Raw genomic sequence first — 19,870 nt, forward strand, 5'->3', positions numbered from 1 at the left:
CCAGGCCAGGCCACGAGACGCGCCAACACCCCGCAAGGCGCCGCAAAGTACAGGGTGGCCTGCGGCGGCGCCGCCGGACTCGAGGCGATGCGCCGGGGAACTTCGCGGCTCAATACTCCATCGCCCAGCCGAAGCCGAGGCCGGACTGACCTTTGACGCTGTACAGGGTCTCCACGGTCAGCTGCCCCTTGAGGAAGTATTCCAGGCTCACCACGTCATCCACGGCACGGTCGAGGGAGTAGGAGTAGCTCAAGAGCACCTTCGGGCTCAGGTATTTGCCGAAGGCGAGGCTGCCGGCCTTGCTCTGCTCCTCGCTCGTCGCACCCGGCGCCCCCGTGCTGCTCTTGTACTGCACGACATCGATGCCGAATTCCTTGGTGACGTTCTCCTGCAGCGCCGTCGCGCCCATGGAGACCAGGATCGCCGTCGCCCGTTCGCGCATGACGTTCGACTCCTCGTCGGAGAGCTGGTCGTAGGTCTTGCCCAAAGCGAGGAGAGCGATGATGTCGGTCTGCTTCATCTCCGGGTCGGAGGAAAGGACGAGCAGCGGTTTTTCCGCCGTGCCGGTCACGAGGACGCGGATCTTGATCCCTGAAATGCTGGTGGACATCTGGATGTCCAGGGCGGGATCGGGTTTCGCGTTCCCGGAGAAGGTGACGCTACCGCGATCCAGATTCAGGTTCCGTCCCGCGATGGAATACGTCCCGCGTATGCCCCGCAGCTGGCCGGCGACGACGGGCTCGCCTTCCTTCTGCGTCACCTGGAGTTCGCCGGCTCCCTCGATGTCGAGTCCGCGACCGCGCACGAAGAAAGCCTTGGGGACGCGGATGCGCAGGTCGAGGGTGGTGGCAGCGAGCCGGCGCTGCAGGGCCGGAGGTGTCTGTTCCGGGGGCGGCGGAGCGGGCGCAGGCAGGAGCGTGTCCGTGGCGGCGGCGCCGAGGAGCAACGCTTCTCCCTCCTTCGGGTGCAGATGCCGCTCGGCTTCCGGAACCTTCACGAGCCCGGTCTTCACCTCGATATCGCCGCGGAGCTCGGGATGCAAACGCTCGCCGCCGAGCTCGGCGTTGGTAACGAAGACGAGGCGCGAGCCATCCCCGAGGGTGAGCTCCACCTCGTTGGTGCGCAGCGTGCCCTCGAGGCGCGGGTTCTGCACCTCGCCGTCGAGAGCCAGCACCAGCCTGGCCGCACCGTCGAGAGCAGCGCCACGGGGAAGGAAGGGGTTGAGGGCCGCGAGCGGCACCGACTCGGAGTCCACCCGCACCATCAGGGAACGCGCCGGAGCGGCGCGGACGAAGGGGCGTTGGAGGGAGAAAAGGAGCGGCACGGCGGCGCTCCCCCGCACCAGCCCCTGGTTTCCGGAGCGAAGGGCGAACCCGGCGAGGAAGTCTTCTGGTGCCTGGGGTGCGACGTCGAGCGTCGGGGGCGCCGCGTTCCAGAGCGAGTCCACCGCGGCGTCCTGTCCGGCGCGGGCACGAAGCGTGAGCACATAAGACGACAGCTTCGCTGATTGCGGGAAGCCGCCCTCGACGGCGGCGAAGCCCGCCAGCGCCGCCGTCGTTCCCCCGAGAACGATCCGTCCGCCCAGACGCCCGAGATCTTCGGGACCGAAGAGGCCTCGCTTGCGGCTCGTGTGCACGCCGAACGGCAGAGCATCGAAACGGAAGTCCGCGGCGACCGGACCGGAAAGGAGCGCTGCCTGGGGCGGATAGAGCTGCAGGCGCGACGGCAGCGTGGCGTGGCCCTCGAGGCTGGAGCTGGTGCTGTCGCCCAGCTGCACCGCGACTCGGGCGAGACCGGAGGCGGAGTCGAGGCGGAAGCGGAGGGTAGGTTCCGTGCCGCCGGCCAGCTTCAAGCCCTGGATCTCGCCCGTTGCCGTGAGCGAATCGAGCGCGGTCGCTCGCAGGTTGAAGCGAATGCCGCGGGGCCAAAACGTCGGCGGAATGGAGAGAGCCGGCGGCTCGTCCGGGAGGGCGAGGTGGAGGTGCAGAGCGAAGCGCGTGCTATCGGGTCCGGCCGCGCCATGCGCCTGCAAGCGGCCGAGCGCGCCGGCGAGCTCGAGGTCCTGGAGCGCGAGCCTTCCTGCCGCGAGGGAGAAACGGAAGGGGTGCAGCGCTCTGAGATCCTTGCCGGCAAGGACGAAGGCAAGCGTGTCGACCTCCACCTGAGAGAGTTTTTCGCTGCCGAGCCGCGCCGCTTGCTTGAGCTCGAAACCGGGGCCGCGGGCGTGGAGGGCGACGCGCTCCGGCCGCCACCGTTGCGGCTGTGAAGAGGAAACGCGGGCGTCGAGGTGGTCGAGTGCGATCCAGCGGCTCTTGCCACCGCTCGGCAGAAGGAGACGGCCGAGAATCCCCGCTTCGTCCCGATGCACCTCCGCCCGGATGGCGGGTACTTGCAGACCCAGGCCGGCGAAGCTGCCCTCGAGCTCAGCCGCCAGCGCGGGTGCGCTTCGTGCGCCGGAAAGTTGGGCGCGACCGCGCATCTCCAGCTTCTGGATCGAGTCCCCTTCGAGGTGGACGAAACGTTCGAGAAGCGTGCTGCCCTGGAGAGTCCAGCGCCCTTGCAGGGCCAGCGTTTCGCCTTGCATCCCGCCGTCGACCGCGAGATGCAAGGCGTGCATTTGCAAGCGGGCAGCGCGGACCTGCAGGCTCTCGCGTGTCCCCCCGATGGCCACGTGCAGCGAATCGAGCCAGGCGCTCTCGCCGCCATCGAGTTCCACGTCGAAGCGACCGCCGGAAGCGGTGCGCCAATGAAATGTCCCGGCGAGCGCGCCCGGGTCGCAGCAGCGGAGCGCCGGCCAGAGGGCGGCGAGAGCCCTCGGCCCGGGGAGTGCGAAAGTCCCTGTGCTCGCCGTGCTTCCGGCTCGGACCTCGCCGGCGCACTGCAGGCGATAGGGTCCTTCTTCGCGCCAGTGCGCTTGCAACGACTCTGCCCGCGCCGGAGCGAGCCGGGCGAGACGCGCCAGGAGAACAGGGAAGTGCGGCCAGGCGAGCTGGGCCTGGAACGAACCCTCCCCGGGCGGGCTGTAGCTCGCCTCGAGATCCAGGTTCCCCGCGGCGCCACGGATCTGGAAGCCAGCGAGGGAGAAACTGCGGCTCTTCGGCACGTAAACGAGCGTCGCTGCCTTCTCGTCGCCGGCGTTCAGTTTCCCCGCGGCGACGCGGGTGGTCTCCACGACGAGAGGCGAGAGCCGGGCGTGGAGCGTGTCGCCGCGCCGGATCTCGACGGCGAGACCGGCTTCGGCGCCGTAGCTCGCCACCTGGATTTGGAGCGCCGACGCCGCTTCCGGGCGCAGGCCCAGTCTCCCTTCCAGGAGCAGGCGGTCGACGGCGTGCGCCGCGATGCTGCCGCTCGCAGAAAGGCGGAACCGTGCTGCAGTCTCCTGCCGCCGGCGGACGAAGTCGAGGCGGGAGCGAAGCGAGACTTCCGGGATGCGACTCGAGGTCAGCCAATCGCGCCAGCCAGGACCCAGGACATCGAGATGTGCCGCGACCGCGAGCGAATCGGGATCGCTGCGGAGCCTGCCGCGGAGATGCAGATCCACGGCTTGCAGAGAATCGCAACGGACCTCCCAGCTTCCCCCGCCGCCTTCGAAATGCATGCTTCCGGCGGTGAGGAGATCTCCTGGGAGGCAGACGAGGTCGAGGCGCACCAGTGCCCGGGGAGAGAAGGCGAGCGTCCCGCGCGTCTCGAAGAGAGCGCCGCCGAAATCCGGTTTGCCATGGAGACGTTGCTCGAGTGCGGGAATGCGGGCGAGCTCCGCGCTTCCAGGTGTCCGCAGCGTGGCGGTGAAGCCGAGCGAATCGACGGCGAGACCGCGGCGCTCGACCTGCGCCCGGGCTACGAGCCCCATCCTCTGCGGCGGCCCTTCCCTCTCGCCCTCCGAGAGGCGGAGGACGAAACGATCGGCACCATCGGGGTCGAGAGCGAAGTGAAGCGGCCAGTTCGGCCCGACATGACCGCGGCCGCGCCCCGAGGCCGTACCACGCGCGAGATCGAGGTCGAGAGCGAGGGAATCCAAGCTCCAGCTTTCGGGCGCTCCGATGCTACGAGCGGATTCCACTTGCAACCGTGGCACCACACCATGGCGGAAATTGAGCGCGGCTCGGAGCACGAGCGAGCGCGCGCCATCGTCTGTGCCTGGCTCGCCAGCGCGGAGACGCAACCATGGCGCCTCGATCTCCAACGACTCGATGCCGACCGACGGCACACCCGCGACCGATCCTGGACGCGGGAAGCTGCGTTTCCCGCCTCCGCCGGGGGCGGTGGGTCGCTCTTTCATGTGGCGCTGCACGGCGGGTAGGTCGAGCCGCAATCCCAGGACCGCCAGCTGTTCGATGTCCACGTCGCCGTGCCGAAGCGGCCCGAGCGCGAGATCGAGCCTGAGCTTCTCCACCGCGAGCAGCATCGTTCCGGCCTCGCTCCACTCCACGCCTTCGAGCTCGACCCGCCCGAGGGCGGGCCAGCGCGCTTCCCGCACCTGCACTTGCCCGCCGAGGCCCGAAGCCAGACGCCCGAGAGCGAACGAGAGCAGCCGCTCTCGGAGGGGTGGGAGCAACAAGCCGAGGAGCAGAAGGAGGAGAACGCAGAGCGTGCTCGCCCCGACGGCGACCGCGGCGCGACGGACCCGCCGACGCTTCCGGGGCGACGCGTCTCTGCTCTCTCTCGGATCGATGGTACCTACCTCCCGCTAGAAAGCCGGTCCGATGGTGAAGTGGAAGACGCGCTCGGGCTGGGTCGGGTTGTAGTCCGTGATCCGGATGCCGTAGTCGCCCCGCAGCGGTCCGATGGGCGTCTGCAGCCAGAGGCCGGGGCCGACCGCCACTTCGAGGCTGCGGTAGCCGATCTCCTCCAGCGTCGGCCACACCTGTCCGACGTCGATGAACGCCGCCGCCCGGAACCTCCAGAAGAGCGGGAAACGGAGCTCGAGGGAGCTTTCGAGCTTGGCCTCGCCGCCGTAGGGGGCGCCGCTCGCGTCCAGCGGGCCGAGCTCGCGGCGCTCGAAGCCGCGGTGCGACGCGGCACCGCCGGAGTAGTAGCGCTTGTTGGGGAGCAGTACCTCGGAAGAACCCGTGGGTGCACCGAGTGCGAAGAGGGCACGGCAGGCGACCTGCGTGCGCTTCATGATCGGGATGTAGACGGTCGCACCGGCACCCGCGAGGTAATAGGAATTGTCCGAGCCGAGGTCATCCGGGGCCCACTCGGAAGAGAAGCCCACGGAGTGGCCACGGGTGGCGCTCACCGGGTCGTCCGTGGCCCGCCGCGATGCTTCGAAGCGGAGTGCGGTGAGGAGCCCGTCCTGGATCGGCCCGGGGCTCGCGCCCACCACCGTCTCGGTGACCTGGACGTTGGAGACATCCAGACCGAGGAGGACATGGGTGGCGAAGGAGCGGTTGTACCGCAGCGTCAGGAGGGCGCCGGAGGTGACGCTCGTGTAGCTATCCTCGCTCTCCCTTTCCGCCCGCAGCGTGGTGATGCCCGTGGTGCGCGGTCCGGTGAGAGCGGGCCACCAGGTGGAGACATCCGCCTTCTGCAGGAACGGGGAGATCGACGCGCCGGCCGACACGCCCTTGCCGCCGCCGAACAGGTTCCGGTTCGTCCAGCGCGCCATGCCCTGGATCTCGTCATCGCTCCAGTAACGCAAGGACGCTTGCAGGTACGTGGGGCGGCGTTCGACGAGGCTGACGACGACGTCCACCGTGTCGGAGGCGGTGTCCACGATCTCCACCCGGGTTTGCTGAAAGAGGTTCAGAGTGCGCAGGTTTTCCCGCGCGTCGTCCAGGGCCTGCGGTGCATAGCGCTCGCCCCGCTCGATGCCCGTGGTTTTTCCCGCCAGGCCCTCGAGGTCGGGGCTCGCGCCCTCGATCCGCACGCCGCCGAAGTAGGACACCGCCCCCGGATGTGCCTCGAAGTGTAAGTGGACGCGCGTCGAGTCGAGCCACTCCAGGTGCGAGGCGACGCGGGCGCGCGCGTAGCCCCTCTCCTGCAGGCGGGAGGCGAGGGCTTGGGCGCTGGTCTCGACCTCGGAGTCCACCAGCACGTCACCCGGGACGATGGCGATCCTCGTTGCCTCCTTGGCGAGCGCCGGCGGCAGGCTGTCGGCGCTCACTGCCGCCGCCACCACCGCGGGGCCGGGATCGATGCGCAGCAAGACCGCGAGCTCTTCGCCCTTGCCCCGGGGCTGTACTTCCGGCGCGACCGTGGCGCGCGGATAGCCACGCCGCGCCAGGAAGAGACGCGCGCGTTGCACGTCTTCCTCCAGCTTTTCCGGGAAGAAGATCTGCTGCTCCTTCTTCAGCAGACCCGTGCGGGCGAGCGCGAGGCCCTTCTCGAGCTGTTCTTTCATGCTCGGCTCGAGCCCAGTGATGTCGAACGACCCTACCTTCCAACCCCAGTACGATTCCCAATCGGCGGCTGCCGTCGGGGCGCTGGTGGCAGCGAGACCGGAGCTGGCGGCTGGAACGACTGTGGTCGCGGTCGCGGCGGGCGCGACGTCGGCGCTCGCGAGCAGGGGAACGACGAGAGCGGCGGCGAGGACGCGCCGGGCCGTGACGGGTCGGAGGGCTGCGCGACGGCCAAGAGAAAGTAGGGCCCAGTGCATGCGGCGAATATATCATCGAGCGCGAAAGGCATACGCAGCACGCGTCACGGAGCTCGGCTCTGGGCGCCGATCACGGCGGGAATGCGTTTGCGCCGCGCCCCCGTCGCATGGCAGAATCGCGGCGACCGGCATCTCCCCATCAAGGAGGCACACGTGAACTGGACGAGACTGGTGCTGGCTGCAGCCATGCTCGCGGTGCTGCCAGGCGCGGCGGCGGCGCAGCGCAGCAGCGGCGGCTCTACGGGCGTGCATCGCTTCGAGATCACACCCTACGGAGGCTACAGCTGGACCTTCGCCCGGGACTTCTACTATGGCCCGACGCTCGGGCGCCTCGATGTGTCCGACAGCGGCATCTGGGGCATCGCCCTCGACATCAACACGCCTTACCAGCCAGGGTCGCAGATCGAACTCCTCTATAGCCGCCAGGACAGCGAGCTCGAGTTCGACACCGCCAATCTCGTCGGCACCGGCAGAAACACTGCAGACCTCTCGGTGGAGTACTTGCATATCGGCGGCCTCTACGGCCAGCGGCGGGGCCAGGTCTTCCCCTTCGGCGTGCTCACCTTGGGCGGGACGCGCTATGCCTCCAAGGACCTGGGCGAGGACATCTGGAAGTTCTCCATCATCTTCGGCTTCGGCGCCAAGGTGTACGCCAACGAGAGGTTCGGTCTGCGCATTCAGGGCCGCTTCCCCTTCTCCGTCTTCAGCGGCGGAGGCTCCGTCGGCTGCGGCAGCGGCGGTTGCTACACCTCCGTCGGCGGCACCGGCCTCGCCCAGTTCGACGTCGGCGCCGGCGTCATGCTCCTCATGTAGGAAGAAGAAGGCCGAGGTCCCGGTGTTCCAGAGACCTCGGCCTCGTCGTGCGGCCCGGGAGCGGATGTGTCCGGGCCCATCTGTCCGCCCGCCGCCGCTCCTACTTCCCGCGCTTCGCTACCAGGGGCATCTCGGCGGCGATCTGCGTGTCGAGCAGCAGACCGATCTGGCGCTCCACCTGGATGAAGCGCGCGGCCTCGGTGGCGTTGAGCGCCTTCTCGACTTTCTTGAAATAGTCCTTGCGCAGCTTCGTGCGCTCGTCCTCGACCTTGAACATCTGCTCGGTGAGCTCCTTCGCCTTCACATCGGTCATCGTCTCGTAGTTCGCCGCGTAGTCCTTGATGAGGGCGATCCGGGCGTCGCCGTTCTTGGACAGCTCGACCTCGTACTGACGGTAGATGGGCCAGAAGATGTCGGCTTCCTGCGGGGTGAACTTCATGGCCGCGGTGAGGAGTTCGACCTTCTGGGTCTTGATGTCCGACCGCAGCAGCTCGAGCCACTCCTCCTGTGCCAGGGCGCCCGCGGGAAGCAGGAGCGCAGCGACGCCGGCGGCACCGAGGAGTGCGGCAAACGGAGTCCAAACTCGACGCAACATGCTTGTTCCTCCGAAACCTTTTGTGTGGCGCAAGCGCCACAGTGACACAACGTGAGGGGCTCGCGTACCGCCCCGGATCACATCCAGGCCATACCGACCCGGAAGTTGAGATACATCTCTTCGTCGTCACCGCCCGGCGAAGCCCAGTTGAACCGGACGCTGATCAAGCCCGCGGCCTGCCAGCCGACGCGCCAGGCGATGCCCGCCTCGGGGGCGATGCCGAAGTGCCAGGTGTCTTCGTCGAGGACGTAGATCTCACCCAGCTCCACCCGGCGCTCGATCAAGTACGCCCCGAGCCCGAGCCCCACGTGCAGGCGCGGCTTGCCCGGCTGCCCGAGGTAGTAGTGGGCGTTGACGAGCATGGGGAAGGAGTTGATGTAGCGCTTCTGCGCCGCGAACACGTCCACTCCCTGCGAGACCGGCGCTACGCCGGTGAACTCCTTGTCCATCTCGTGCCAGGCGAAGACGAAGCCCACGGAGGCATTGTCGTTCACCATCTTGCGTCCCTCGAGGCTGAGCCCGAGCCAGCTGAAGTCGCCGGCGAACTCCTTGGTGTCCTCGAGGGGCATCGAGGTGTCGTAGCTGACCCCGAACCAGTAGTCCTGGGCATGGGCGGCCGAGGCCAGGAGGACCGACGCCAGGAGCACTGCAACGAGTTTCCCCTTGTTTCTCTTTCCGGAAACCAAAGTGTGCCCTCCTGACTAGTCGATGTCGAGATACGATGACTGCGAGAACGCCTGGTCGATGGCCGCATTGATGCGGGACACCGATGTGTTGCTCTTGTTGACCAGCCCGTTCGCCCTCGCCGCCCAGATGACCGGAACCGTGTCGGGTGGCGGCCCTGTGACCGGCGGCGGATCCACCATGTCGATGAAGAGCGTTCCCGTCGTGTAGGTGGTCACGGTGGTGCAGCAGGGATAGCCCCAGCCCCAGCCCCCGCTGGGGTACCCAGGATACCAACCCCACCAGCCGCCCCAGTAGGGCGGGTAGGCCCAGATGTCCACGTTCTGAGCCACGAGCGCCGCCACGGTGACCACGACTGTGGCTTGGGTGCTGTCGGTCTGTTCCGTCCATCCTCGGCTCACGAGGTTGCTGCGAATGCGCCCCAGGACGGCGGCGTCGTTCGAGTGGTCGATCTCGATGTAGCCCGGATCGCTGGGATCCCCGAAGTCCGCCACCCGGTTGGGCAGGAAAAAGGTCTGGTAGCTGCGGAAGTTCGTTTGCGGGTCGTGCACCGTTGCGACGACGTCAGAAACCGGGGCATCCCCTGGGTAGCAGCCGGAGAGGCCGACCCAGAGCGCCCCGACGGCCCCCAGTGCCAGGCCCGCTCGTCGCGTCCAAGTCGTGGGAGAGTTCATCGTCCACTTACTCCATTCGGATTGAGGTCCTCGAAACTCAGGGGAAGCGAAGCAAACGCGCCCTCATTTGGCCGGCGGCCCCGGGGGGAACTTCTGGAAGATGCCGGCCACGGCTTCCTGGATGCGGACGTTGCGCTGCTCCGGGCTCGCCGACGGATTGATGGTCGCCGTGGCGGTGCCGCGCCAGGCCATCGCCTTGGTGGCGGCATCGAAGATGTCGATGATCAGGGTGCCCTCGGTGTAGGAATACGCTTCCACCTGCGTGCCACCGTACCAGCCGTAGTAGCCCCAGCCCGTGTAGTACGAGTTGAAGTCCACCTTGTTCTGCGTCGTGGCCACGAAGTTCACCACGAAATCGGCCGGAGGCGTCTCCGTCTTCGTGCAGCCTTTGGCCGTCAGATTCTCGTCGATGGCGGCGATGAAGCGCTTCTCCAGGAGCTCGTTCACCCCCGTGGGGTGCTGCTGCGCCGGGTCGGCGACCTGCATCCACATGTAGGTCTTGTACTTCGAGAAGTCGATCTGAGGGTCGAAGTCCTGATTGTATTCGATGGTCGAGCAGCCGGCGAGGGCGGCTGCGAAGACAAGGGTCGTCGCCGGGGCAACCTTGCGAACAGCGGCTTGCATCAACTCTCCTTGCGCTTGGAGTCTTCTCCGGCCGGCCGGCGCCCGGCGGTCAGAGAGCGGATCTTCTGGAAGCCCTTCTTGATCTCCTCGGCGGCGAGCTCGAGGCCGGCGCCGACCCCCTCGGCGGTCTCGCCCATGGCTTGGGCCACCGGCTTGGCGCGGGTGTGCAGCTCGGCCAACTTCTTTTCCAATACTTCCCACTCCTGGCGCGCCTCGGCCTTGCCGAGGTGGATCTTGAGCGCCAGCTCGTCGCGTTCCTTCTTCAAGGCCGCGAGGGTCTCCTCGAGCTTGCGGCGGTCGTCCTTCATGGGTCCCCCCCCTCCGAAAGAGGTGCTCCAGGTCTCGCAGTGCCGGCGGGCCAGTATAGCGCAGCCTGGGACGACATTGCCTACTGCCCGATGGGGTCGTCCAGGTGCAACAGGGCTGGACGCGGGCGCCTAACCATACGATGCTCCGTCGGCGCGTCCGGAGACAAAGGGGGCGGTTCATGAAGAGGTCCCTTTGGGCGGGCGTGTTCCTCTTGCCGCTCACTTTCGGGCTCGGCTGCTCCTCCAAAAAGGACGGGCAAGCCGAAGAGAAAACGCAGGCCCCAGCGCCAGCGCCGGAGAGCATCCGCGGCTTCTCCGAGAACTTGACATTGGCCCAACTCAAGAATGCCACCTATCGCGGTCTCGAAGGGATCGCCAAACCGGTGACCTTGAGCTCCGGCAGCTGGGAGGGTGAGCCGCTGCGCCGGGGTGCGCGGTCACGGCCCGCGGTGCACTTCCTCCGTGACTTTCGTCTGCTGGGAGATGTCGATGGCGACGGCGCGGACGAGGCCGTGGTGCTCCTCGGTGTGAGCAGCGGCGGCTCGGGGGACATCATCCACCTGGCGGTCGTGAAGCGGCAGGGGTCGGAGGCGGTGAACGTCGCTACCGTTCGCCTCGGCGACCGCGTCCAACTGCGCGCCGGGCGCGTCGAAGCCAAGCGCCTCGTTCTCGATCTCGTGCAGGCCGGTGCCGACGATGCCATGTGCTGCCCCGGAGAGCTGGTCACCCGCGCCTGGGAATGGACCGGCACGGGGTTGCAAGAGGTTCCCACCACGACACCACCAGGCCGCCTGTCGATGGAGACTCTGGCCGGCCCGGAATGGGTGCTGCGCCAGTGGTCGTGGGACGAGGCCGCGGCGGCGACGCCCGAGGTCACCTTGGTCTACCGCGACGGCAAGATCAACGGCCGCAGCGGCTGCAACCGCTACTTCGCCGCGGTCATCGACGGCGACCAGCCGGGAGATCTCCATGTCGGCGCCGCTGCCGGGACGCGGATGGCCTGCCCGGAGGCCGTGGCTGCGGTGGAACGCCGCTTCCTCTCGCTGCTGCCGGGGGTGACGAAGTTCGGTTTCGTGGGAGGGAAGCTCGCGCTCACTTACGAGAAGGATGGCATCATCGCCACGATGTTGTTCGATCGCAGAACTTCCTTGCCCAGATACGGGTCGAGCCCATAGGATGCCACGGGTTCGCACGCTCTACCGCTCTTGGACATGTGTGCACGTCGCGGCCATGCCGCCGCACGGCGAATCCATGCCGACCCCGAGGGAGGGAAGAACAGGGATTGCAGCCCGCGCCTGGCCATCCAGCCCCGCCTCTTGATGCGCCACGGGTGACACCGCCCGCTTTCCTGCATCGGATCTTCGAACGTACCGCCGCCCGCTTCCCCGCGCAGATCGCCATCGAGATCCCGCCCTCGGCGGCGAACCCCCGCCGCGCCAGGCATACCTACGCCGCCATCGACGCCGCTGCCGAGCGCCTGGCGGCGCGACTGCGGCCCCTCGTCCGGGGGGAGTGCGTCGTCGCCATCCTCCTGCCACGGGTGTCGCACCACATCTTTGTGGCCCAGCTCGCCGTCCTCAAAGCCGGCGCCGCCTATACCTGCATCGAGCCCGACCTGCCCGCCGAGCGAGTCCGCTTCGTTCTCGAGGACTCCCGAGCGGTGGCGGTGCTGACCTCTTCAGCCTGGAAAGGCTTGGCGGAAGGCGCGGCTACCCCGGCGGAGCGATGCATCGATGCGGTGGCTTGTATCGATGCTCTCGAGGCGGGCCGCGATCACGAGGGACGCCACACCGCCGCAGCGAGGCGCGGCCGCTCGGCCGCCTCGAGGTCGGAAGTCGGTTCCGGAGCGCCGGTGGCCGGTGCTCCGCCCACGCCCGCTTGGCTCCAGCCCACCAGCCTTTGCTACGTCATCTATACCTCGGGCACCACGGGCTGGCCCAAGGGCGTCATGATCGAGCATCGCAGCATCGTCAACCTGATGGTGGCGGATGCGGCCTTTTTCGACCTGAACCCGCGCGACCGTATCGGGCAACTTTCGTCTTGTGCCTACGACTCCTCGGTGGAGGAGATCTACCTCGCCTTTGCCGTGGGCGCGACGCTCGTCCTCATGGACGACGATGTGAACCGCTTGGGCCCGGACCTCGTGCCTTGGCTGCGGAAGGAACGCCTGACGATGTTCTGTCCGGCCCCCACGCTTCTCCGTACTTGTCCGGAGGCGCGGCCGGAGCAGGACCTGCCGGATTTGCACACGATCTACGTCGGCGGCGAGGAGCTGACACCCGACGTGGCCAACCGCTGGGCGCCGGGCCGGAGGTTCGTCAACGGCTACGGACCGACGGAGTGCGCCGTCGTCGTCACCCAGGCGCGGGTGCGGGAGGGCTTGCCGATCACGATCGGTGCGCCGGTGGAGAACAACCGCGCCTGGATCTTGGACGCGGAGCTGCGCGAGGTGGGTGCAGGTGAAACGGGGGAGCTCTGCATCGAGGGCGTGAACGTGGCTCGCGGCTACCTCCACCGCCCGGACCTCACGCAGGAGAAGTTCGTCGACCACCCGCGATACGGCCGCATCTATCGCACCGGGGATCTAGTGCAGCGGGACGCGGCGGGGGCGCTGCTCTACCTCGGGCGGATCGACGCGCAGGTGCAGATTCGCGGTCATCGCGTCGAGCTCGGCGCCATCGAATCGCACCTGTCCGAATGTGAGGGCATCGCCGCGGCCGCCTGCAAGCTGCAGGAGGACGGCCGTCTCGTCGCCTATGTGGTCTCCCGGAACGGCAAGCCGCCGGGGGTGGAGACGCTCCGCTCCGGGCTCGCGCGCCGCCTGCCGGAGTACATGCTGCCCGTGCACTACATGTTCGTGGACGACCTGCCGCGGATGCCGGCGAGCGGCAAGATCGACCGCCGCGCTCTGCCGGAGATCCGCTTCGAGGACGAGGGGCGCGGCCGGCGCGAAGGCTCGGCGCCGCGGAGCGAGCTCGAGTGGCTGGTGGCGGACGCCATGGCGAAGCACCTGCGCTTCTCCAGTCACGTCTCGGTGTTCGACGATTTCTTCCACGACCTCGGAGGCAACTCGCTCATCGCCGCCCAGGTGATCTCGTCCTTGCGGGCCGACGAGCGCACCGCAGGTCTCACCGTGCGGGATCTGTACGAAGCGCGGACCATCGCGGCCCTCGCCGCCAAAGCGGCGCCGGGGAGCACGGCGCGGCAAAGAACGGCGCCGGTGACGCGCCGGCGCTGGTCCGGCCGCCGGGTCGCTCTCGGCTCGGTGGTTCAGTGCACCTGCATCCTCATGGGCGGAGTGGGCGCGGCCGCCGCGGCGTTCGTTCTCCTGCTGCACCTGCTCCCGGCGCTTCTCCAGCGCACCGGTCTGGCGTTCTTGGGCTTAGCCCTGCCGTGGCTGCTCTTCGCCGGTCGCGCTCTCTGGTTGCCCGTGGCGTTCCTCCTCGCGGTGGGGACGAAGAAGCTGCTCATCGGTCGCTACACCGCCGGACGCACGCCCTACCTCGGCAGCCTGTACGTGCGGCACTGGATCGTGCAGCGCGTGGTGAGCCTCGTTCCGTGGGGGCTCTTGGAGGGAACGACCTTGAAGAACGCCTGCCTGCGCGCCCTGGGAGCGCGGGTCGGGCGCAACGTCACTATCCACACCGGGGTGGAGTTGCGCGCCGGTGGCTGGGACCTGCTCGAGATCGGCGACGACGTGACGCTCGGGCGCGACGCGATGCTCAAGCTCGCGAGCGTCCACGATCAGGAGTTCGTCCTCGGACCGATCACGATCGGTAGCGGCGCGACGGTGGAGACGCGCGCTTGCCTGTCGGCGTACAGCAGCATGGGGGAGGAGAGCTGTCTCACCACGCTTTCCATGCTGCCCGCGGGCTCCAGCATCCCGCCGGGGGAGACCTGGGACGGGATCCCGGCCGCCGGTGTGGCGCGGACGCGGCCCGCGCCTGCGCTCACCACGCAGGAGCGCCATTGGTCGCCGGCGGCGCACGGCGCCTTGCTTCTCTTGCTGGAGTTCGTCCTCGGGCCGCTCGTGCAGTTGCCGTTCTTCGCCGTCCTCCTCGGCTGCGCTCTGTACTGGCAGGTCGATGGCGCCGGTGTCGTCCGCTGGCTTTGGGCCCCGCAAGCGCCGGCGCCCGGAACTCTCGTCGTTCTCGCCCTGGCGGTGATGCTGGGGGCGGCGCTGGTCCTGCCGCTTCGCGCCCTCGCCTGCCGCGCCATGGGGCGAACACCGGCGGGAGTGCACTCGCGCTGGGGTTTCCACTTCCTGCGCCTTTTCTACAAGGGCCGCAGTGTGGAAGCAGCCGGGAAGGTGCTGAACGGAACGCTGTTCTGGCCCGCGTGGCTCCGTCTCGCCGGCATGCGCGTCGGCCGGAAGTGCGAGATCAGCTCGATCATGGAAGTCGTCCCGGAGCTCGTCGTCCTCGGCGACGAATCCTTCTTTGCCGATGGCATCTACCTCGGTGCGCCGCGGCTCGACCGCGGCACCGTGTCCTGCGGCGAGACGGTCCTCGGGAACAACACCTTCCTCGGCAACCACGTCGTCGTGCCCTCCGGGAGCCGGTTGCCCGGGGACATCCTCCTCGGCGTCTGCACCCGCGCCGACCCGAAGCGCATCCGGCCAGGAACCTCGTGGTTCGGTCACCCGCTGCTCGAGTTGCCCCGGCGCGAAGTGATCGCCGCCGACCGGCGCTTGACCCACGATCCCGCCTGGTACCGCTACGCCACCCGGGTGTTCTGGGAGATCTCGCGGTCACTCTTACCGGCGCTGCCGCTGCTCCTTCTCCTCGCCTGGTTCAAGCGGGTAGTGCACGGCTACGAGGTGCAGCCGCGCACGGTCTTCACCCTCATCACCTTGCCGGGCACCACGCTGGTGGCGCTCGCCATCCCGCCGGCCCTCGTGCTCGGTCTCAAGTGGGCGCTTCTCGGGCGCGTGCGCGAGGGACGGCACTGGTTGTGGTCGTGCTGGTGTGGGCGCTGGGATCTTCTCTACGTCGCCTGGGCGGACTGGGCGCACGGCATTCTCTCCTTCTTCGAAGGCACCGTGTGCATGACCTGGTGGTTGCGGGCCATGGGAGCTCGCATCGGCAGGCGCGTCGTTCTCGGCAGCGGCTTTGCCCAGTTGGTCGACCCGGACATGCTGCGCTGCGACGACGACGCCACCGTCGCCTGCCTGTTCCAGGCGCACAGTTTCGAGGACCGGGTGCTGAAGATCGCTCCGGTTCACATCGGCGCCGGATGTTCCCTCGCGAGCGGGGCCGTGCTCATGTATGGCGCCGAGATCGGCGCCGGGACGGAGGTGGGGGAGAACAGCGTGGTGATGAAGCACGAGCACCTGCTGCCGCACCACTCGTACGTCGGCTTCCCCACGCAGCTCTGCACCCCGCAGGAGCCGGTGGCGCTGCCCGTGTCGATGGAGGGCGCGGCATGAGGGCGCCGGTCGCGCCCGCAGCCGAACCCGCTGCCGCGGCAGAACAGCTTTGGGTCGGCGCCGTCGAGGTGTCGCTCTGGTGGGCGCGCTTGGACGTATCGCCGCACCACCTCGAGCGCTGCCGCGACCTGTTGGCGCCAGAGGAGCGGGCCGCAGGCGAGGCCAGGCGCCACAACAGGGACCGCTACGTCGCCGCGCGCGGCCTCTTGCGCCAGGTCCTCGGCCGGCACCTCGGGATCGAACCGGCGCGGCTTCGCTTCGGCCATTCGCCCCAGGGGAAACCTTTCCTCCGTGACCTCGCCGCCGCTCCTGCATTCAGCGCTTCCCGTTCCGGAGCTTGGCTGGGGATCGCCTTGACCACCCACGGCGCCGTCGGCCTCGACATCGAACGGCTGCGGCATGACGTAGACTGCAGGGTGGTGGCGGAGCAGCTGTTCGCCCCCGGGGAGCGGGCGGCGCTCTCGGCGCTCGCGCCGGCGGCGAGACGCCAGGCCTTCTTCTCTTGCTGGGTGCGACGAGAGGCCTGCCTGAAGGGCATCGGCACCGGCCTGGCGCTGCCGCCGGAGCAGCTCGAGGTCGGCGTCGAACCGGCTCTCGCTCGTGTCACGTGCCAGCACCACCGCTGGCTGGTGCAGAACGTCACGGCACCGCAGGCGGGCTATGTCGCCGCCGTCGCCGTCGAGAACGGGGTCTGAATCTTCGTCGACCCCACGGGAAGGCTCTGGACCGCACGGGAGTGCTCTGGGAGTAGGAGGAAAGATCGTGGCCGAATTCGTGAAGGTCGCAGTGAGAAGCGAGATCGAACCCGGTCAGGCCCACCTGGTCGAGGTGAAGGGCCAGCAGATTGCCTTGTTCAACGTGGGCGGCCAGTTCTGCGCCCTCGCCAACAACTGTACGCACCGGGGCGGGCCGCTCGCCGACGGTGAGTTGTCGGGGTACGAAATCATGTGCCCGCTGCACGGCGCTCGCTTCGACGTCCGCACCGGTGAGGTGTTGGGTCCACCGGCGGAAGAAGCGGTCGCCTGCTACAGCGTGCGTGTCACCGGGGAAGACGTCGAGGTGGGTGTCTAGGTGCAAACCGCCTCCGTGCCTGTCACACGATGCGGCGGTGAGCTCTCGCGCTAGCGTGCGCTCTGCCCGCGGTAGAGCGACTTGATGTCGCTCCAGGTGCGCGCTTCGACCGCTTCGGCCGCGCAGGCCACCACTCCGGCGCCGATGCCGCCGCAATCTCCCGCGCCGCTGCCCGCAGCGCAGGGGGAATCGGCGTGGATGGACACATCGCCCGCGGTCCTTGGATCGGTGCAGAAGAGGGGGTCGGCGCTCATGTTGCCGCCGGCGTCCGTGCCGCAGACCGTGTTCCCCGAAACGTTGTCGAAAAGCAGGCTGCAGCTCCAGGTCGCGTCACCGCGGCAGGTCTGGCCGAGCGTGGTGTGGGTGATGAGCACCGAGCGCAGCGTGCCGCCTTCCGAGAGATCGAGGCACGCGACGCCGTCCGGCGTGCCCCCCGAGTTGCCGACGAAGGTGCTGTGTTCGATGACGCTGCGGAAGAAAGCGAAGATCGCACCACCCTGACCTGCGCCCTGTGGGTTGGTGCGGAGCGCCGCGTTGCCGACGAAGACGCTGCCCTGGACGGTGAGTTCGTCGCCCACGAGAGCGCCACCGCGGCCGGGGCCGCGCTCGCACTTCGCCACATTGTCGAGGAACAAGCAGTCGGTCACCGATCCCGAACCGATGGAGGCGGCTCCCGCCGTGGCGCTGAAGTAGTGTCCGTCCACCACGTTGCGGCGGAAGGCGCAGCGTGACAAGAGCGGGCTTCCCGTGGCCCGCACGGCGCCGCCGATGGTGGTGCCGGCGCTGGCGGCCTCATTGTCCTCGAAGACGCAGTCGACGATCCGGGGGGAGATCCCTTCCACGGCGCCGCCGCTTGCGGCCTCGAAGCCTCGGACTCGATTGCCCCGGAAGGTGCAGCGCACGATCTCTGCATCGGTGCAAGCGATGGCACCACCGTGACCGTTCGTCGGGCCTTCCAGTGCGGCGACGTTTTCAACGAACTCGCAATCCTCGATGCCGGCCCAGACGCAGGCGATGGCGCCACCCCGCGCCGAGCCTCCGGTCGCGACATTGGCCCGGAAAACGCAGCGCCGCACCGCCGGCAGGGAAGCGCCGCGAGCATCGATGGCACCGCCGCGGCCATTGGCCTCGGAGGCGAGGCCGTTCTGCAGGGTCAAGTCCTCGATCACCACCGGGCCCGCATCGACGCACTCGAGGACGCGCCCCATGGATTCGGCATCGAGGATGGTGACCGCCGCGCCCGCTTCGCCTCGCAACGAAACTCCCGGCGCGAGGCGCAGCATCGACGGCGGGTTCGAGGCCTGGGAGGTCCAGCTGTAGGTCCCCGGCGCCAGGAGGACGACGTCTCCGGCGCTGGCCGAGTCGACGCCGGCCTGGATCGTGGGTGCGTCCCCCGAGCCGTCGGGGACGATGCGCCAGTTACGGGCGGCGGCGCTGGTCGGGCCCAGGAGCGCTCCCACCACAACGACACGAGCAAAGCAGCCACGCGACGCCCTCTGGGTCTTGAAATACGCCGTGCGCCGGATCTCGGTGGTGGGCAGCGAGCTGCGTGCCCACGATGCCAGGAGATGCTCGAGCATGCCTCAACCTAGCGCCGCTCCCGGGCTGGCGCAAGCAGCGGCGCCGCGGTGGCGAAGTCGAGCTACGCCGGCCGCGGCTCCGAGCGAACGACCACGATCAGACCCGTCACTGGATGCTATCGTCCACTGTACTCCGCGCTGAGCCTTCCCAGGGCGAGCGCCCCCAGCGAGAGACCGAAGTCGCGCAGCGCGATGTCGAAGTAGCCGGGGATGAGCAGCAGGTTCAAGATGATGACCCACAGCCAGGCGGCCACCACGTAGCTGAAGAGACGCGGTTTCAACGCGACCCCGATGCCCGCAACGATCTCGATCACGCCCACGGCGAGCATGAGCTGGTGGGCATGGCCTCCCGTGAGCCCGTTGACGAAGGCAGGCACGTACTTGTCCCAATCGACGAGCAAATGGAAGAACTTGTCGAGACCGGCCAGGATCGGTGCGACCGTGAAGCCGAAGTGCAGGATCCTGTACGCCTGGTAGGAGGGTGCTTGAGCCTCCGCATGCGAGTCGGCACGGAGTCCTGAAGTGACGGCAGTCATTACGATTCCTCCTGCTTCGAGGGCTGCCTCGTCGGGCAGCGGTCCTTTCTCTCTCCTTTGCCTTCCACGAGGGAACTGGGAAGGTTTCTAAAACTAATATAAATAAGTTATAGAAAACCCTAGAGCCGGTCAAGTACCTTTATTCTTGTCAGATCAAATAAAACGACCTCTGGAGGGCTATTTAGTCAATGGCTCCTGTTTTAGAATAGGATATGGTGCTCGACCCCAAGACCTTGGCCGACCAAATAGCCCGGATCGCGGTTCTGGACGAGCCGCTCCGGAGAGACCTGTACCTCTTCGTTTCCAATCGGGGCGGCGAGGTGAGCCGGGACGAGGCGGCGAAGGCCCTGGGTGTCTCCCGCGCCCTCGTGGCATTTCATCTCGACAAGCTGGTCGAGGGAGGTCTCCTGGAGACCACCTACCGGCGGATTTCCGGACGGACCGGCCCGGGTGCGGGTCGGCCTGCCAAGCTTTACCGCCTGTCCGCGAAGCAGCTCGAGCTGAGCCTCCCGGAACGCCGCTACGAACTCGCGGCGCAGCTGCTCCTCCAGGCTCTCGAGCGGATGCCGGCCAAGGGCGGTCGCCAAGCCGTGCATGACGTCGCCCATGGGTGGGGCCAACGGCTGGGTGTCGAAGCACGCGCCCGTGCGAGCCCGGCCGTCACCTCGGAACGGCTGTTCCAAGAAGCCACCGAGGTGCTGAGTCAGTGCGGCTTCGAGCCCCGCTGGGAGGCGCGGGGTCATCTGGCGCTGCGCAACTGCCCCTTCGAAGCCATCGCCAGCGAACACCGAGACCTCGTCTGCGGGATGAACCTGGCGTTGATGCAGGGCTTGCTCGCCGGCCTCGGCCTCGATGCCTTGAGCGCCAAGCTCGACCCCCAACCGGGCATGTGCTGTGTCATCCTGGGTCTCGATCCGAGCCGGAGCCCTACCGATCAGAGTCCCATTTGCGGTTGAGCG

The 19,870-nt window shown here is 68.1% G+C and carries 15 protein-coding genes; 6 read left to right on the top strand and 9 right to left on the bottom strand.

Annotation, left to right across the window (positions count from 1 at the left end):
* Positions 1 to 109 precede the first annotated feature (109 nt).
* The gene (locus tag VFE28_10830) at positions 110 to 4,558 is read right to left on the bottom strand and encodes a translocation/assembly module TamB domain-containing protein (protein HZM16488.1); all 4,449 of its coding nucleotides are present in this window, start codon (positions 4,556 to 4,558) and stop codon (positions 110 to 112) included.
* Between the two features lie 129 nt (positions 4,559 to 4,687).
* Positions 4,688 to 6,598, bottom strand: a complete 1,911-nt coding sequence (locus VFE28_10835; protein HZM16489.1) for a BamA/TamA family outer membrane protein — start codon at positions 6,596 to 6,598, stop codon at positions 4,688 to 4,690.
* 153 nt (positions 6,599 to 6,751) lie between these two features.
* On the opposite strand from VFE28_10835, the gene VFE28_10840 reads away from it, so the two are divergent.
* The gene (locus VFE28_10840; protein ID HZM16490.1) at positions 6,752 to 7,411 is read left to right on the top strand and encodes a hypothetical protein; all 660 of its coding nucleotides are present in this window, start codon (positions 6,752 to 6,754) and stop codon (positions 7,409 to 7,411) included.
* 100 nt (positions 7,412 to 7,511) lie between these two features.
* On the opposite strand, the gene VFE28_10845 is transcribed toward VFE28_10840, so the two are convergent.
* From VFE28_10845 to VFE28_10865, 5 genes are all read right to left on the bottom strand, one after another.
* Positions 7,512 to 8,006: a hypothetical protein gene (locus VFE28_10845; protein ID HZM16491.1), complete on the bottom strand. Its 495-nt coding sequence runs from the start codon at positions 8,004 to 8,006 to the stop codon at positions 7,512 to 7,514.
* A 77-nt stretch (positions 8,007 to 8,083) separates the two neighbouring features.
* On the bottom strand, positions 8,084 to 8,653 hold the full coding sequence (locus VFE28_10850; protein HZM16492.1) for a hypothetical protein: 570 nt from the start codon (positions 8,651 to 8,653) through the stop codon (positions 8,084 to 8,086).
* A gap of 54 nt (positions 8,654 to 8,707) precedes the next feature.
* The gene (locus VFE28_10855; protein ID HZM16493.1) at positions 8,708 to 9,364 is read right to left on the bottom strand and encodes a DUF4136 domain-containing protein; all 657 of its coding nucleotides are present in this window, start codon (positions 9,362 to 9,364) and stop codon (positions 8,708 to 8,710) included.
* Positions 9,365 to 9,427: 63 nt separating this feature from the next.
* Entirely contained in the window at positions 9,428 to 9,988 is a 561-nt protein-coding gene (locus VFE28_10860) for a DUF4136 domain-containing protein (protein ID HZM16494.1), read from the bottom strand.
* Positions 9,988 to 10,296: a hypothetical protein gene (locus VFE28_10865; protein ID HZM16495.1), complete on the bottom strand. Its 309-nt coding sequence runs from the start codon at positions 10,294 to 10,296 to the stop codon at positions 9,988 to 9,990. Before VFE28_10865 ends, VFE28_10860 begins: the two co-directional genes overlap by 1 nt.
* Positions 10,297 to 10,475: 179 nt before the next feature.
* On the opposite strand from VFE28_10865, the gene VFE28_10870 reads away from it, so the two are divergent.
* The 4 genes from VFE28_10870 to VFE28_10885 all read left to right on the top strand — a co-directional run bounded on the left by VFE28_10870 (position 10,476) and on the right by VFE28_10885 (position 16,795).
* On the top strand, positions 10,476 to 11,471 hold the full coding sequence (locus VFE28_10870; protein HZM16496.1) for an META domain-containing protein: 996 nt from the start codon (positions 10,476 to 10,478) through the stop codon (positions 11,469 to 11,471).
* A gap of 155 nt (positions 11,472 to 11,626) precedes the next feature.
* Positions 11,627 to 15,724, top strand: coding sequence for an amino acid adenylation domain-containing protein (locus VFE28_10875; GenBank protein ID HZM16497.1), 4,098 nt, complete (start codon positions 11,627 to 11,629; stop codon positions 15,722 to 15,724).
* Entirely contained in the window at positions 15,721 to 16,419 is a 699-nt protein-coding gene (locus tag VFE28_10880) for a 4'-phosphopantetheinyl transferase superfamily protein (GenBank protein ID HZM16498.1), read from the top strand. Before VFE28_10875 ends, VFE28_10880 begins: the two co-directional genes overlap by 4 nt.
* 67 nt (positions 16,420 to 16,486) lie before the next feature.
* On the top strand, positions 16,487 to 16,795 hold the full coding sequence (locus tag VFE28_10885) for a non-heme iron oxygenase ferredoxin subunit (protein ID HZM16499.1): 309 nt from the start codon (positions 16,487 to 16,489) through the stop codon (positions 16,793 to 16,795).
* Between the two features lie 50 nt (positions 16,796 to 16,845).
* On the opposite strand, the gene VFE28_10890 is transcribed toward VFE28_10885, so the two are convergent.
* On the bottom strand, positions 16,846 to 18,375 hold the full coding sequence (locus tag VFE28_10890; GenBank protein ID HZM16500.1) for a hypothetical protein: 1,530 nt from the start codon (positions 18,373 to 18,375) through the stop codon (positions 16,846 to 16,848).
* A gap of 116 nt (positions 18,376 to 18,491) precedes the next feature.
* Entirely contained in the window at positions 18,492 to 18,911 is a 420-nt protein-coding gene (locus tag VFE28_10895; GenBank protein HZM16501.1) for a hypothetical protein, read from the bottom strand.
* 212 nt (positions 18,912 to 19,123) lie between these two features.
* Here VFE28_10895 and VFE28_10900 point away from each other — a divergent pair, with 212 nt between their 5' ends.
* Positions 19,124 to 19,867, top strand: coding sequence for a helix-turn-helix domain-containing protein (locus VFE28_10900; GenBank protein ID HZM16502.1), 744 nt, complete (start codon positions 19,124 to 19,126; stop codon positions 19,865 to 19,867).
* Positions 19,868 to 19,870: the final 3 nt, after the last annotated feature.

This window comes from Candidatus Krumholzibacteriia bacterium, from assembly GCA_035649275.1.
Taxonomy (GTDB): domain Bacteria; phylum Krumholzibacteriota; class Krumholzibacteriia.

What these genes read in the sequence shown, in the direction of transcription:
- VFE28_10890 (HZM16500.1), bottom strand. Translation starts at nt 18,375, where the DNA reads ATGCTCGAGCATCTCCTGGCATCGTGGGCACGCAGCTCGCTGCCCACC.
- VFE28_10855 (HZM16493.1), bottom strand. Translation starts at nt 9,364, where the DNA reads ATGAACTCTCCCACGACTTGGACGCGACGAGCGGGCCTGGCACTGGGG.
- VFE28_10865 (HZM16495.1), bottom strand. Translation starts at nt 10,296, where the DNA reads ATGAAGGACGACCGCCGCAAGCTCGAGGAGACCCTCGCGGCCTTGAAG.
- VFE28_10835 (HZM16489.1), bottom strand. Translation starts at nt 6,598, where the DNA reads ATGCACTGGGCCCTACTTTCTCTTGGCCGTCGCGCAGCCCTCCGACCC.
- VFE28_10845 (HZM16491.1), bottom strand. Translation starts at nt 8,006, where the DNA reads ATGTTGCGTCGAGTTTGGACTCCGTTTGCCGCACTCCTCGGTGCCGCC.
- VFE28_10880 (HZM16498.1), top strand. Translation starts at nt 15,721, where the DNA reads ATGAGGGCGCCGGTCGCGCCCGCAGCCGAACCCGCTGCCGCGGCAGAA.
- VFE28_10900 (HZM16502.1), top strand. Translation starts at nt 19,124, where the DNA reads ATGGTGCTCGACCCCAAGACCTTGGCCGACCAAATAGCCCGGATCGCG.
- VFE28_10860 (HZM16494.1), bottom strand. Translation starts at nt 9,988, where the DNA reads ATGCAAGCCGCTGTTCGCAAGGTTGCCCCGGCGACGACCCTTGTCTTC.
- VFE28_10895 (HZM16501.1), bottom strand. Translation starts at nt 18,911, where the DNA reads ATGACTGCCGTCACTTCAGGACTCCGTGCCGACTCGCATGCGGAGGCT.
- VFE28_10870 (HZM16496.1), top strand. Translation starts at nt 10,476, where the DNA reads ATGAAGAGGTCCCTTTGGGCGGGCGTGTTCCTCTTGCCGCTCACTTTC.